The sequence below is a fragment of the Rugamonas sp. FW305-51 genome, assembly GCF_058786935.1.
Window position 1 is genome coordinate 54,808 of record NZ_JBYSZG010000033.1, and the last position, 14,962, is coordinate 69,769.

A 14,962-nucleotide genomic window follows, 5' to 3' on the forward strand; every position below is an offset into this window, starting at 1 on the left:
CTTATTTCTTGCCGCGGCGCGAGACGATCATCGAAGAAGTGCGCTTGTTGCTGCGCGTCTTCTTACCCTTGGTCTGCTGGCCCCATGGCGACACTGGGTGACGGCCCGCTGCAGTGCGGCCTTCACCACCACCGTGCGGGTGGTCGATCGGGTTCATGACCACACCGCGCACGGTAGGACGAACACCGCGCCAGCGCATGGCACCAGCTTTACCGATCTTACGCAGGCTGTGTTCGGCATTGCCGACTTCACCCACGGTTGCACGGCACTCGATGTGCACGCGGCGCACTTCGCCCGAGCGCAGACGCACTTGAGCATAGGTGCCTTCACGGGCCATCAGGACCACGCCGGCGCCGGCGGTACGGGCGATTTGCGCACCCTTACCTGGCAGCATTTCCACGCAGTGCATCACGGTACCGACCGGGATGTTGCGGATCGGCAGGCAGTTGCCCGACTTGATAGGCGCTTCCGAACCGTTCATCACGGTGTCGCCGACGCTCATGCCTTTGGTGGCGATGATGTACTGGCGCTCGCCGTCGGCGTAGCACAGCAGGGCGATGTGGGCGGTGCGGTTAGGATCGTATTCGATCCGTTCCACTTTCGCCGGAATGCCGTCCTTCTGGCGCTTGAAGTCGACCAGACGGTAGTGCTGCTTGTGACCACCGCCGATGTGACGGGTGGTGATGTGGCCGTTGTTGTTACGGCCAGCGGTCTTCGATTTTTTCTCAACCAGGGCAGCGAACGGACGACCTTTGTACAGGTCGGCGTTGACCACCTTCACCATGCCGCGACGGCCTGGCGAGGTTGGCTTCATCTTAACGAGTGCCATTATTTAGCCTCCTCGGAGAAATTGATTTCCTGGCCGGGCTTCAGGCACACGAAAGCGCGCTTGGTATGGTTGCGACGGCCGATGCGGGCACCGGTGCGCTTCTGCTTACCTTCGCGGTTGACGGTCTGCACCGATTCCACTTCCACCTTGAACAGCAGTTCAACGGCGGCCTTGATTTCTGGCTTGGTCGCATCCGTGGTGACACGGAACACGATCTGTTCGTTCTTTTCCGCCACCATGGTGGCTTTTTCGGAAATGACCGGCGCCAGCAGCACCTTCATCAGGCGCTCTTCGCTAAATTTCACTGCGCTCATGCCAGCATCTCCTCAATCTTAGCCAGTGCAGCTTTGGTGACCAGGATCTTCTTGTAGAACACCAGGGACATCGGGTCTGCGTGACGTGGTTCCACAACCAGCACGTTCGGCAGGTTGCGCGAAGCCAGTTCCAGGTTTTCGTTGGCGGCATCGGTGATGATCAGCACGGAGTCAAAGCCCATGCCGGTCAGCTTTTGCGACAGCAGCTTGGTCTTCGGTGCTTCGATCGTCAGGTCTTCGATGACCGACAGACGGTCTTCACGGGCCAGTTGCGACAGGATCGAGCAGATACCGGCGCGGTACATCTTCTTGTTCACTTTGTGGGTGAAGTTCTCGTCAGGCGAGTTCGGGAAGATGCGACCACCGCCGCGCCACAGTGGCGACGACGACATACCGGCACGAGCGCGGCCGGTGCCTTTTTGGCGCCATGGCTTCTTGGTCGTGTGGTGAACTTCTTCACGGTCTTTCTGCTTGCGGTTACCGCTGCGTGCATTGGCCTGGTAGGCCACGACCACTTGGTGGATCAGCGCTTCGTTGTAGTCACGGCCGAAAATGGTGTCGGCGGCAGCTACGTTCGACGCGGCTTGACCTTGCGCGTTCAAGAGCTTGAGTTCCATCGTTTAAGCTCCCTTCTTTGCTTTAACTTTAACGGCAGGCGAAACGACGACCTGGCCATTTTTCGCGCCTGGTACGGCACCCTTGACCAGCAGCAGCTGGCGGTCGGCGTCGATACGGGCGATTTCGAGGTTCTGGATGGTGCGGTTGACGTCACCGAGGTGACCGGTCATGCGCTTACCTGGGAACACGCGGCCTGGATCCTGCGCCATACCGATGGAACCTGGAACGTTGTGCGAGCGGGAGTTACCGTGGGAAGCACGGCCCGAAGCGAAGTGGTGACGCTTGATGGTACCGGCGTAACCTTTACCGATCGTCACGCCTTGCACGTCGATCTTTTGACCGACTTCGAACAGGGAGGCGGCAACGACGTCGCCAGCTTTCAGTTCGGCAGCTTTGGCAGCGTCCACGCGGAACTCTTTGAGCAGAGTACCCGCTTCGACACCGGCTTTAGCGTGGTGACCAGCGACGGCTTTGGTCACGCGGGAAGCGCGACGTTGACCGAATGCAACCTGAACTGCGGAATAACCATCCGTTTCAGGCGTTTTGATTTGCGCAACACGGTTGTTCGATACGTCCAACACGGTGACTGGGATCGAATCCCCGTCATCGGTGAAGATGCGCATCATACCAACCTTGCGACCGAGGAGGCCAAGGCTCATTTTTTCTCCATTCCCACCTACGATTGGGCGGGGCTTTGTTTAACTACAAAAATTAGTACGGACCAGAAAAAGGCGAATCCATACCGAAGCCGGCTAGTGTAACGTCATTTGGGTCTTGACGCAACAACTTAATACGGGGTATGTGAGGTTTCTGGCGCCCCGCCCGGCTACCCCGGCGCCGCCGGCCAGAGCGAGGCGCCATGCGGCTTGCCCGGCTGCCTGGGCCGGACGGCACGACGCCGCAGCAAGGCGGCGAACGCGGCGCCGGCCTCGCTGGCGGCACTGCCGGAACGGCTTAATTGAACACGTAGCGCAGGTTGACGTAGACATAACGGCCCACCACGTCATTCAGCGCTTGCACGTGGTCGTCCTTGTAGGTCGAACTGGCATACACCACGCCCCTGTTGAAGACGTTGTTGATGCCCACGTTCACATCGACTTGCCTGCCCGGACGCAGCGAGTAATTCACGTCCCACACCGTGTACGACGGAATGCGGGCGTTGGTCACGGCCGTATCCTGGGTGTAGGTGGGGTCGGTGATGTTAAGCGTGCCGGCATAGGTGTGCGCCGTCAGGCCCAGCTCATGCTGGCCGAGCTCGTAGGCGGCCCGCAACGCATTGGACCATTTGGGGTGGTTGGTGCCGTCCAGGCGGTCGCTTGGCGCCACACCGGCGACCACGCTCTGGTCGAATTGCAGCGTGTAGCTGTTGGTCTCGCGCAGATGCAGCTTGCCGGCGCCCAGGGCGACGTCATATTTCACGTCCAGGTCCAGGCCCGACAGGTTGGTCTTGCCCACATTGATGTACGGCGTGGTGATGTCGTGCAGGCGGCCCTTGTTCAGGCCCGGATATCGTTTCTCCAGCGACGGGTTGCGGGGGTCGCGCCCGATCAGCGCGGCGTAACCGGGGATGCTGTCTTCATGGTCGATCAGGTACTGCGCGTCCAGCGGCTGGATGGTATCGCGCTGGTGGATGCCATACCAGTCCAGCGACACGGCCAGCGCGGGGCTCGCCTGCCATACCATGCCCAACGCGTAGTTGTCCGCCTTTTCCGCCTTCAGGTTCGGATTGCCTTTCAGGTAGGCCTTCGGGCTGTAGGAGCAAGTGGCGCCCACATAGCCCAGCGGACCGCAGCGGGCCCAGTCGGCCACGGTCTGGTAGGCGGAGGTGGTGGAGCCGATCTCCAGCAGGGTGGGCGCCTTGAACGAGGTGGTGGCCGAACCGCGCAGCAGTACGGCCGCGTTCGGCCGCCAGGCCAGCGCCAGTTTCGGATTGTAGGAATTGCCGAAGTCACTGTAATGGTCGGCACGCGCGGCCAGCTGCATTTCCAGCGTGCTCAGCAACGGCACGCTCAGTTCGCCATAGGCCGAGTACAGGCTGCGGCTGGCGTTGGCCCTGGTGCCGCCCTGGCTGACGATCAGGCCGGCAATGGCGCGGAGGTCGGGCCGGTCCTCGATCGACTCGTGGCTGGCCTGCGCCCCCCACGCGAAGCCGACGGGACGCCCCTGGTAGCTGAACAGTTCCGGCTTGCTCATCTTCCATTCCAGCGCCCCCAGGCGCGAGGTGGCTTCCCGCTCCAGCGTGGTCAGCATGGGGTTGACGACGCTGGCCGGATTGGCCGGGTTGAACGGGTCATAGCCGCCCTGCCCCAGGATGCCGGCCTTGACGGCGCTGGCCGCTTCGGCGGCCAGCACCTGATTGGTCTGCTCATCGCGCAGCTTGTTCTGGTTCAGGCTGAGCGACAGTTCGCTGTCCCAGCCCCGCACGGCACCGCGCCAGCCGCCCACCAGGCGCAGCGTGGTGCCGGTCGTGACTTCCACTTGCCGGCCCGCCTCCGTGATGGAATGGCGCACCTGCAGCGTGTCGCCGGGCGTAAAGCCGGCCAGCGTGCCGTCCGCGCTGGGGCCGGGCAGGCCCAGCACGCCGGGATTGGTGGTGCCGTCGGTGGGCACCTGCAGGCGGTCGTCCAGTGCGGCGTAATCGGTCGGGAACGCAGTCTTGTTGCGGTTCCAGCCCAGCTCGGCGAACAGCTCGTCGTTGCCGCTCAGGCGCTTGGTGACGATGGTGGACACGCCAAACCGTTCGATGGCCGGGGTCAGCTCACGGCTGGGATTGGTGTAGCACACGTTATCGTGCGTGGCGGGATCCACTTCGATCGAGCCTTTGCAGCCAGGAATCACGAACGAAGGTTCGGAGGTGTCGAAGTCATACACCGAACCCTGGAACTCGGTCGTGAAACGCTTATCGGAGCCGCCGTAGCGGCGACGGTCGCGGTTGGCCGTGCCGGCGTGCATGCCGCGCTGCAGCGAGTTGCGCTTGAGCGCATCGACCGTCAACAACACGTTGTAGCCATCGTGTTCGCTATCGCCCCAGCCCTTGGTGACGCTGACATTGCCAGTCGAGCCGTCCCCTTTTTCATTGGCGCCGATATTACCCGTCACTTCCATGCCGCTGTAATCGCGGCGGGTACGGAAGTTGATCACGCCGGCCACGGCGTCGGAACCGTAGATGGCGGAGGCGCCGTCGCGCAGGATTTCCACCGAGTCGATGGCGGCCAGCGGGATGCTATTCAGGTCGACAAAGGAATTCTCGGCGCCGTCGGCAAAGCCGTAATTGGCCAGGCGGCGGCCATTGAGCAGGATCAGCGTGTACTTGGGATCCAGGCCGCGCAGGCCGGCCGAAGAGGCACCACCGGCGAACGAGAGCGAGTCATTGCCCGTCAACTGGATATTGACCGAAGGCAGCTTGCCCAGCAGTTCGGCCGTGGTGGAGGCGCCACTCTTTTCGATCTGCAGGCGGCTGACGATTTCCACCGCGGTCGGGCCTTCGCTGTCGATGCGGGCAATGTTCGAACCCGTCACGACCACGCGCTGCACGCCGGCGTCGGCCGGGTTCTGGGCTTGCGCCGCGGCCAGCCAGGTGGTGCCGGCCAGAATGCCGACTGCCAGGCGCACCGAGGCGACGCCGATTTTTTCTTTCATAGCCATCAAAAACTTACTCCTGAATGTGGTTATGTGGGCCGGGCCAGGATCGCCGGCGCGGCCACACGTCAAGCTGCTGCGAGCTTTGCCTGGTCGCGCCGGGGTCTTGACCCATGGCGCGCCTGGCCTGAAGTTTCGCACGGCAAGAACTATTTCCAGAAGAGTAAGATTGCTTAAAATCCTAATAAAATTAAGAATGTTTCATATTCACCACGATCACGGCGGCGGACGGCATAAAAAAAACGGGCCGTTGCGCGATGCGCGACGGCCCGTTCCGGTCGGCTGGCGGCGGGCACTGGCCCGGCCGCCCGACAGCAATTATTGCAGCTTGATTTCGACGTCCACGCCAGCTGGCAGGTCCAGCTTCATCAGGGCGTCAACGGTCTTGTCGGTAGGATCGACGATGTCCATCAGGCGCTGGTGGGTGCGGATTTCGAACTGGTCGCGCGAGGTCTTGTTGACGTGTGGCGAACGCAGCACGTCGAAACGCTGGATGCGGGTTGGCAGTGGGACTGGGCCCTTGACCACGGCGCCGGTGCGCTTGGCGGTGTCAACGATTTCCAGTGCGGACTGGTCGATCAGCTTGTAGTCGAAAGCCTTCAGGCGGATACGGATCTTTTGATTGGTAACGGACATGGTAATTCCTTCAAAGAGCGAACTGGCAACTTTGTAGCGCCAGCAAATTTAAAAAGAACGGAGTATTACAGAGATCGGCATGGTATCACACCTTGCCGATCTCCTTACATCAGCGCTTAAAAATCAGGCGATGATTTTTGCCACAACGCCGGCGCCGACGGTACGGCCGCCTTCACGGATTGCGAAGCGCAGACCTTCTTCCATCGCGATCGGGTTGATCAGCTTGACGGTGATCGACACGTTGTCGCCTGGCATAACCATTTCTTTGTCCGCTGGCAGTTCGATCGAACCGGTCACGTCCGTGGTACGGAAGTAGAACTGTGGACGGTAGTTGTTGAAGAACGGGGTGTGACGGCCGCCTTCATCTTTCGACAGCACGTAGATCTCGCCGGTGAAGTGGTTGTGCGGCTTGATCGAACCTGGCTTGGCCAGAACCTGGCCACGCTCCACGTCTTCACGCTTGGTGCCGCGCAGCAGCAGACCAACGTTGTCGCCGGCTTGACCCTGGTCCAGCAGCTTGCGGAACATTTCCACGCCGGTGCAGGTGGTCTTGACGGTGTCTTTGATACCGACGATTTCGATCTCTTCGCCGACCTTGATCACGCCGCGTTCGATACGACCGGTCACCACGGTGCCGCGGCCGGAGATCGAGAACACGTCTTCCACTGGCATCAGGAAGGCGCCGTCCACAGCGCGCTCTGGCGTTGGGATGTACGAATCGAGTGCATCGGCCAGGGCCATGATGGCCTGCTCGCCCAGGGGACCGGTGTCGCCGTCCAGCGCCATACGGGCCGAACCTTTAACGATAGGCAGGTCGTCGCCTGGGAAGTCGTACTTCGACAGCAACTCGCGCACTTCCATTTCGACCAGTTCCAGCAGTTCTGCGTCGTCGACCAGGTCGCACTTGTTCAGGAACACGATGATGTATGGCACACCAACTTGACGGGCCAGCAGGATGTGCTCGCGGGTCTGAGGCATCGGGCCGTCAGCGGCCGAGCACACCAGGATCGCGCCGTCCATCTGGGCTGCACCGGTAATCATGTTCTTGATGTAGTCGGCGTGGCCTGGGCAGTCCACGTGGGCGTAGTGACGGCCAGCCGTCTCGTACTCAACGTGGGCGGTGTTGATGGTAATGCCGCGTGCTTTTTCTTCTGGTGCAGCGTCGATCTGGTCGTAGGCTTTCGCTTCGCCGCCGAATTTCTTCGACAGAACGGTTGCGATCGCAGCGGTCAGGGTGGTCTTGCCGTGGTCAACGTGACCGATGGTGCCGACGTTGACGTGCGGCTTGGTCCGTTCGAATTTCTCTTTTGCCATTTTATTCTTCCTTAGAACAATGTGTTAACTGCGGCCGGAGGATCTCCCCGGCCACACAATTTAAATTACTTGGCTTTTGCGGTGATGATCGCGTCGATCACGTGCTTAGGCGCTTCCGAGTAGTGCTTGAATTCCATGGTGTAGGTCGCACGGCCTTGCGTTGCGGAACGCAGGGTGGTCGAGTAACCAAACATTTCCGACAGCGGTACTTCGGCTTTGATGATCTTGCCGCCGCCGCCTGGGATTTCGTCCATGCCCTGCACCATACCGCGGCGGGACGACAGGTCGCCCATCACGGTACCGGCGTAGTCTTCCGGCGTTTCCACTTCCACGGCCATCATCGGCTCCAGGATCACAGGGTTGGCGCGCTTGCAGCCTTCCTTGAATGCCATCGAACCGGCCATACGGAACGCGTTTTCGTTCGAGTCCACATCGTGGTACGAACCGAAGGTCAGCGTGACTTTCACGTCGACCACCGGGTAGCCGGCCAGCACGCCGTTCTGCAGCGTCTCGCGCACACCTTTTTCCACCGCAGGGATGAATTCGCGAGGAATCACACCGCCCTTGATGGCGTCGATGAACTCGAAGCCCTTGCCCTGCTCTTGCGGTTCGACCGTCACCACGGCGTGGCCGTATTGACCGCGGCCGCCGGACTGCTTGACGAACTTGCCTTCCACGTCCGACACCGACTTGCGGATCGTCTCGCGGTAAGCCACTTGTGGCTTGCCGACGGTCGCTTCCACGCCGAATTCGCGCTTCATGCGGTCAACGATAATTTCCAGGTGCAGCTCGCCCATACCACCGATGATGGTCTGGCCCGACTCTTCGTCGGTCTTGACGCGGAACGAAGGATCTTCCTGTGCCAGGCGGTTCAGGGCCAGGCCCATCTTTTCCTGGTCGGCCTTGGTCTTCGGTTCCACAGCCTGCTGGATCACTGGCTCAGGGAACACCATCTTTTCCAGGGTGATGACGGACGATGGATCGCACAGGGTTTCGCCGGTGGTCACGTCTTTCAGGCCCACTGCGGCGGCGATATCGCCGGCGCGCACTTCTTTGATCTCTTCGCGCTGGTTAGCGTGCATCTGCAGAATACGGCCCAGACGCTCCTTGCGGCCCTTGACCGAGTTGTACACGGTGTCGCCGGCGTTGATCACGCCCGAGTACACGCGGAAGAAGGCCAGCTGGCCCACGAACGGGTCGGTCATGATCTTGAATGCCAGTGCCGAGAACTTCTCGTCGTCGGCAGCGCGGCGGCTGGCCGGCTCTTCGTGCTCGTCGGTACCGGTCACGTCGTCGATGTCGACTGGCGATGGCAGGAATTCGATCACGGCGTCGAGCATGGCCTGCACGCCCTTGTTCTTGAACGCGGTGCCGCACATCATCGGCACGATTTCCGAGGCGATGGTACGCGCGCGCAGTGCCTGCTTGATCTCGGCTTCGGTCAGGTCGCCTTCTTCCAGGTACTTGTTCATCAGCTCTTCGGTCGCTTCAGCGGCCGCTTCGACCATCTTCTCGCGCCACTCGGCGGCCGAATCGGCCAGCTCGGCAGGGATGTCGACGTAGTCGAACTTCATGCCCTGGGACGCGTCGTCCCACAGGATGGCTTTCATCTTGACCAGGTCGATCACGCCCTTGAAGTTTTCTTCGGCGCCGATCGGGATCTGGATCAGGACCGGGTTCGCCTTCAGGCGCGCGCGCATCTGGTCGTAGACCTTGAAGAAGTTGGCGCCGGTACGGTCCATCTTGTTGACGAAGGCCAGACGTGGCACTTTGTACTTGTTAGCCTGACGCCACACGGTTTCCGACTGTGGCTGCACGCCGCCCACGGCGCAGTAAACCATGCATGCGCCGTCCAGCACGCGCATCGAACGCTCCACCTCGATGGTGAAGTCGACGTGGCCCGGGGTGTCGATGATGTTGATGTGGTGTTCTGGGAAGTTGTTGGCCATGCCTTTCCAGAAGCAGGTGGTCGCCGCGGAGGTAATGGTGATACCGCGCTCTTGTTCCTGCTCCATCCAGTCCATGGTGGCGGCGCCGTCGTGCACTTCGCCGATCTTGTGGTTCACGCCGGTGTAGAACAGCACGCGCTCGGTGGTGGTCGTCTTACCTGCGTCGATGTGAGCGGAAATACCGATGTTGCGGTAGCGCTCAATGGGGGTCTTGCGGGCCATAATTAATCCTAAATCTTTGAATGGACAAAACCGAGCACCATTTTTTGCGAAAAAAATGAGCCCGGCCTCGAACAACAGATAACAGCCGGACGATGCCGGCCGGTTTTATTAGAAGCGGAAGTGCGAGAACGCCTTGTTCGCTTCTGCCATGCGGTGCACTTCATCGCGCTTTTTCATCGCACCGCCGCGGCCTTCAGCCGCTTCCATCAGCTCACCGCCGAGGCGTTGTGGCATGGATTTCTCGCTGCGCTTGTTGGCAGCTTCACGCAGCCAGCGCATCGACAGGGCCATACGGCGCACTGGACGCACTTCGACCGGCACCTGGTAGTTGGCGCCGCCGACGCGGCGGGATTTCACCTCAACCAGCGGCTTGGCGTTGGCGATGGCGGTAGCGAACACTTCCAGCGGGTCTTTACCCGACTTGGCGGCGATGTGCTCGAAAGCACCGTAGATGATGTTTTCAGCGACCGATTTTTTACCGGACAGCATCAGCACGTTAACGAACTTGGCGACATCCGTGTTGCCGAACTTAGGATCTGGCAAGATTTCGCGCTTGGGTACTTCACGACGACGTGGCATATCAATTCCTTTCAATCTTCAGTTGAGGTGCGCAGATATGGGTTCGCACTCTCGCGGAGGGCCATCATAGCCATCCACTTACTCGACCAGTTGCGGTCGACTACATTCACTTAGCTTACTGCCACTGAGCGAAACTTGGGGTATTACTTCTTACCGGCCTTGGCACGCTTGGTACCGTACTTCGAGCGGGCTTGCTTACGGTCTTTCACGCCCTGGGTATCCAGTGCACCGCGGACCATGTGGTAACGCACACCTGGCAAGTCCTTGACACGGCCGCCGCGCAGCAGCACAACGCTGTGCTCTTGCAGGTTGTGGCCTTCACCGCCGATGTACGAAATGACTTCGAAACCGTTGGTCAGACGCACTTTGGCGACTTTACGCAAAGCCGAGTTAGGCTTCTTAGGAGTGGTGGTGTACACACGGGTGCAAACGCCACGTTTTTGCGGGCTGTTTTCCAGCGCCGGCGACTTGCTCTTCACGGTCAAAGCGACGCGTGGGTTGCGAATCAGTTGATTGATGGTTGGCATCGTTCTAAATCCAACAAAATTACAACGTTGATAACCCGGGCGGTTGCCCGGGGACTAAAACCTAGTCCCGATCTACATGGACAGCGGAGGCGCGAACAGCCACTCACGGTGGAGCGGCTACAAGAGCGTATACGATGTGCAGAATAAATTGAGAACTCGCGAGTATAGACGCGGCCTGGCGGCCAGTCAATCTATTTCGCGGCAGCGGCGGGCGGGCGCGGTGGGCGCCGGGCCAGCAAAAACTCGCTGTAAGATCAGGAAACACTTGATAATAGCAGACATTTTTTTCACTCCCCGTCTTTATGCGATCCCTGTTGCGTCCTGCCAACCTGTTCCTGCTTGCCACCTATCTGCTGCTGTCGGCCGTGCCTTATGTGCCGCGCCTGCTCGGCAAGCCCGTCGAGCAGGCGTGGCAGATCGCCGCCGTCGAGGCGCTGGGCTGGCTCACCGCGTGGGCCGTGTTCAAGCGCCCGGCCTGGTTCCACTGGCTGCTGCTGCCCGCCTTTATCGCCCTGCCGGCCGAGCTCTACCTGTTCGTGTTCTACGGCCAGGGTATTTCCACCCACCACCTGGGCATCATCGCCGAGACCAGCCCGCGCGAGGCGATGGAATTTTTGGGCCAGAAAGTGTGGCTGCTGGGCGGCGCCATGGCGGCCGTGCTGGCCTGGTGGCTGCTGGCCCAGGTAGTGGCCGTGCGCAGCCGGGCCCTGGACTGGAGCGGGCGCAGCCGCTGGGGCGCGCTGGCGGCCCTGCTGCTGCTGGCGGCCGTGTGGGGCTGGGGCTATGAATTCGGCGTCGAGGCCAAGCCGTCGGCCGCCGCGCGCGCCGCCTCCCGCCCGGCCGCCGCGTCCGTGCCGGCCGCGCACGCGCCGTCGGCCAGCGTGGCCGCCTCCGGCTTCGGCGACGGCGCCAGCGACGACGAGGAAGAGGATGCGGACGAGGACAGCGGCCCGTCGCTGCCGGCCGTGCCGGCGGCCGGCCATGTATCCTGGAAACTGGCCGCCCTGCCCTACTGGGCCCGCTCGCCTGTGGACGGTGACACCTTTGCCGCCAGCTGGCCGTTCGGCCTGGCCGCGCGCGGCGCCGACTTCTGGAAGGAACGGCGCTACCTGGCCCAGCTCGGCGAGCGCAGCCGCAGTTTCCGGTTCCAGGCCCACCAGGCCACGCCGGGCCAGGAGCCGGAGATCGTGGTGCTGGTGATCGGCGAATCGTCGCGCTATGACCGCTGGAGCCTGAACGGCTATCCGCGCGCCACCAATCCGCTGCTCAAGCAGGAAGCCAACCTGGTGACGCTGCCGGACGTGATCACGGCCGTGTCGGCCACCCGGTTGTCGGTGCCCGTCATCATCTCGCGCAAGCCGTCCATGCAAAGCCTGAAGGATGGCTTCTCGGAAAAATCGTTCCTGACGGCCTACAAGGAAGCGGGCTTCAAGACGTGGTGGCTGTCAAACCAGGTCTCGTTCGGCCAGTTCGACACGCCCGTCTCCGTGTTCGCCAAGGAGGCGGACGTGATCCAGTTCCTCAACCTGGGCGGCTTCACCAACCGCTCCAATTTCGACGCCGTGCTGCTGGAGCCGCTGCAGCGGGCCATGGCCGACCCGGCGCCGAAAAAGCTGATCGTGCTGCATTCGCTGGGCAACCACTGGAACTACAGCCAGCGCTATCCGAAGGCGTTCGACAAGTGGCAGCCGTCCCTGTTCGGGGTCGACAAGCCGGTCTACACGGACACCAAGATCAAGCCCCAGCTCAACAACAGCTATGACAACTCCATCCTGTATACGGACTGGTTCCTGGCCCAGGCCATCGCCACCCTCAAGCAGACCGGGCAACTGGGCGCGCTGGTGTACGTGGCCGACCATGGCCAGACCCTGTATGACGGCGGCTGCAACCTGGCCTTCCACGGCCACAACACGCAGTTCGAGTTCCACATCCCCGCCTTCGTCTGGTATTCCGACCAGTACCGCGAGCGCTATCCGGACAAGGTGCGCCAGCTGCTGCGCCACCGCAAGGCCAGGCTGGCGACGGAAAACATGTTCCACACGCTGCTGGACCTGGGCGACATCGCCTACCCGGGCGAAAAGCTGGAATGGAGCTTCGTCAACGCCCGCTTCAAGCAGCACAAGCGCTACGTGGACAGCTATGGCTGGACCAACTACGACAACGCCATCATCAAGGGCGACTGTCGCGAAGTGATCGACAAGGACAAGCCGCTCAAGCAGGAGAAGTGAGGGGCGCCCCGCCGCATGCGGCCACGAAGCGGCGGGCGCGGCACCTCGCCCGACGTAGCATCGCGGCCGTCCAATGTCTGATAAAAACGACAAAATGTTGAAAATTGCACTAACCATCAAACTTCAGATAGTTTCATTTTACAAGTGGCTCGACCGTGACGCCCCGCAGTTAGCCATAGGCTATGAGGCAATTTTTTCGATTTAAAAATAGTTAATTGACATCATTGAGCCCCGCAATTAAGTTGAACTCTGCATTCGGAAAAACGGGTGCATTTACTCACAAAGGGGATCAACATGAAACTAAGATCAATACTCCTGGCGGCGATGTTGGCCGCATCGACGGGCACGGCGCTGGCGGAAGACCTCACCAGCAATGTGGCGCTGTCCACCGTTTCCCCGGGCAGCTATACCGCCCACTTCGGCGACACGCACAACTTCGCGGGCGCTTTCACTGACACGTTCACCTTCAATCCATCGGTCGGCCCCAGCTTGGCGAACGCAGTCATTCAATCGATTTCCCTGCTTGGCAACAACAATCTGGACTTTACAGGGGCATCGTTGAACGGCCATGCGCTTACCCTGATCCCGAACGGCGGCTATGAATTCGGACTGCTGTCGCCGGTGTCGGTCTCCGGCACCCTGGTACTGACCGTCATGGGTAACGTCATCACGCCGTCGGCCAGCTATTCGGGCGACATCAACGTGGCCGCCGTCCCTGAACCGGCAACCTATGGCATGCTGCTGGCCGGCCTGGGCATCGTCGGCTTCCTGGCGCGCCGCCGCAACGCCAGCTGATGCAAGCCACCGCCTCCCACAAGGGTGCTCCACCAACGAGCCTAGCTCGCCCCGCCCCGGCCGCCACAAGCGCACCGGGGCCATGAGAGACGCCAGCGCGTCTCTTTTTTTTGCCGGTAACGTTTCCGGCCTTGCGCCGCCCGGCTGGTAAACTAGCGGCATGAAACCTACCGCCTCCCCCGCCATGGGCCTGCGCTTCGACCAGCCAGGCCACCCTCCCGCCACCATCACTGAATTCCAGGGCGTACGCAGCCTGCACCTGGGCACCTCCTGGGTGCAGGGCGCCATGCGCCTGACGCGTCCGGACGCCATTGAGCTCGAATATGTGCAAATGATGATGATGTGGCTGCTGTTCCTGCAACGTCCGCGCCACGTGGTGCAGCTGGGCCTGGGCAGCGCCGCGCTGACCAAGTTCTGCTACCGCCGCCTGCCCGACACGCGCGTGACGGCCATCGAACTGAACCCCAACGTGATCGCCGTCTGCCAGTCCCTGTTCGGCCTGCCGGACAACGACGCCCGGCTGCAGGTGCGGGAAATGAACGCGCTCGACTTCGTGCTCGACCGTGCCAACCACGCCAGCGTGGACGTGCTGCAGGTCGACCTGTACGACGAGGAAGCGCGCGGCCCCGTGCTCGATACGCCCGAGTTCTACCAGGGTTGCTATGACTGCTTGAGCGACGATGGCATCATGACCACCAATGTGTTCGGCGACTTCAGCAACTACGACAAGAATCTGCAAGCCATGGAACAGGTGTTCGACGCCGTCGTGTGGCTGCCGGAAGTGCACGACGCCAATATCGTCGTGATCGCCTTCAAGAACGCGCCCGTGCTCGACTTCAGCGTGCTGTATGAACGGGCCGGCGCCATCAAGAAGGAGCTGAACCTGCCGGCCAAGTCCTGGGTCAACGGTCTCAAGGAGTGGATGCGCGAGCATCAGTGAAGCAGCGGGCGGCTGGCAAAACGGCCTGCCTGCGACCCCGCCTTGGCACGCCCCGGCAGTGCGCCAAGGCGGTGCGTCAAGGCCTGAAAAGCGACAGAAACTGGCCGTGCCGGGCTTGCGCGAGCGTTGCCCATCGACAAGCGTACGCGAAATCGCCATATAACGCACGCAATATTGCTCGGCCTGCTCATAATGCAACATAATGGTGCATGCAAGTTTGTCTAGACCAATCGTGCGCTGTAGTATTTTCTCGGTGGTGATTACCCCTCACCAGTTTGCTGGAAAGCCGTAACCGCGCGGCTGCATGTTCAGATAAAAACCACACGAGAGAATGACACATGAAGAGAGCCCCACGCAGCACCCGCCCCACCC

The 14,962-nt window shown here is 61.3% G+C and carries 13 protein-coding genes; 3 read left to right on the top strand and 10 right to left on the bottom strand.

All coding sequences use genetic code 11. The features are described 5' to 3' along the window. Position 1: 1 nt before the first annotated feature. The 10 genes from rplB to rpsL form a co-directional block, all read right to left on the bottom strand. A complete protein-coding gene (gene rplB, locus AC3WOS_RS20395; protein ID WP_492718026.1) occupies positions 2-829 on the bottom strand; it encodes a 50S ribosomal protein L2 in 828 nt (275 codons plus the stop codon). Beyond that, the gene (gene rplW, locus AC3WOS_RS20400; RefSeq protein ID WP_492718028.1) at positions 829-1,143 is read right to left on the bottom strand and encodes a 50S ribosomal protein L23; all 315 of its coding nucleotides are present in this window, start codon (positions 1,141-1,143) and stop codon (positions 829-831) included. Before rplW ends, rplB begins: the two co-directional genes overlap by 1 nt. Then, positions 1,140-1,760, bottom strand: a complete 621-nt coding sequence (gene rplD, locus AC3WOS_RS20405; RefSeq protein ID WP_492718029.1) for a 50S ribosomal protein L4 — start codon at positions 1,758-1,760, stop codon at positions 1,140-1,142. The genes rplW and rplD overlap by 4 nt, the downstream gene beginning before the upstream one ends. 3 nt (positions 1,761-1,763) lie before the next feature. After that, positions 1,764-2,420, bottom strand: coding sequence for a 50S ribosomal protein L3 (gene rplC, locus AC3WOS_RS20410; protein WP_492718031.1), 657 nt, complete (start codon positions 2,418-2,420; stop codon positions 1,764-1,766). A 295-nt stretch (positions 2,421-2,715) separates the two neighbouring features. After that, on the bottom strand, positions 2,716-5,406 hold the full coding sequence (locus AC3WOS_RS20415) for a TonB-dependent receptor plug domain-containing protein (protein WP_492718032.1): 2,691 nt from the start codon (positions 5,404-5,406) through the stop codon (positions 2,716-2,718). A gap of 312 nt (positions 5,407-5,718) precedes the next feature. Beyond that, positions 5,719-6,036: a 30S ribosomal protein S10 gene (rpsJ, locus tag AC3WOS_RS20420; protein ID WP_117014469.1), complete on the bottom strand. Its 318-nt coding sequence runs from the start codon at positions 6,034-6,036 to the stop codon at positions 5,719-5,721. 123 nt (positions 6,037-6,159) lie between these two features. Then, entirely contained in the window at positions 6,160-7,350 is a 1,191-nt protein-coding gene (gene tuf, locus AC3WOS_RS20425; RefSeq protein WP_492718035.1) for an elongation factor Tu, read from the bottom strand. A 65-nt stretch (positions 7,351-7,415) separates the two neighbouring features. Further along, on the bottom strand, positions 7,416-9,521 hold the full coding sequence (gene fusA / locus AC3WOS_RS20430; RefSeq protein WP_492718037.1) for an elongation factor G: 2,106 nt from the start codon (positions 9,519-9,521) through the stop codon (positions 7,416-7,418). A 108-nt stretch (positions 9,522-9,629) separates the two neighbouring features. After that, complete coding sequence (gene rpsG, locus AC3WOS_RS20435) at positions 9,630-10,100, bottom strand: 30S ribosomal protein S7 (RefSeq protein WP_492718039.1); 471 nt, start codon at positions 10,098-10,100, stop codon at positions 9,630-9,632. A gap of 143 nt (positions 10,101-10,243) precedes the next feature. Further along, positions 10,244-10,627, bottom strand: a complete 384-nt coding sequence (gene rpsL / locus AC3WOS_RS20440; RefSeq protein WP_025603541.1) for a 30S ribosomal protein S12 — start codon at positions 10,625-10,627, stop codon at positions 10,244-10,246. Between the two features lie 302 nt (positions 10,628-10,929). Here rpsL and AC3WOS_RS20445 point away from each other — a divergent pair, with 302 nt between their 5' ends. The 3 genes from AC3WOS_RS20445 (at position 10,930) to AC3WOS_RS20455 (ending at position 14,590) form a co-directional block, all read left to right on the top strand. Continuing rightward, complete coding sequence (locus tag AC3WOS_RS20445; protein ID WP_492718042.1) at positions 10,930-12,855, top strand: phosphoethanolamine transferase; 1,926 nt, start codon at positions 10,930-10,932, stop codon at positions 12,853-12,855. 294 nt (positions 12,856-13,149) lie between these two features. Beyond that, entirely contained in the window at positions 13,150-13,650 is a 501-nt protein-coding gene (locus tag AC3WOS_RS20450; RefSeq protein WP_492718044.1) for an FxDxF family PEP-CTERM protein, read from the top strand. Positions 13,651-13,810: 160 nt separating this feature from the next. Continuing rightward, positions 13,811-14,590 (top strand): spermine/spermidine synthase domain-containing protein, encoded by a 780-nt coding sequence (locus AC3WOS_RS20455; protein WP_492718046.1) that lies wholly within the window; start codon positions 13,811-13,813, stop codon positions 14,588-14,590. Positions 14,591-14,962 lie beyond the last annotated feature (372 nt).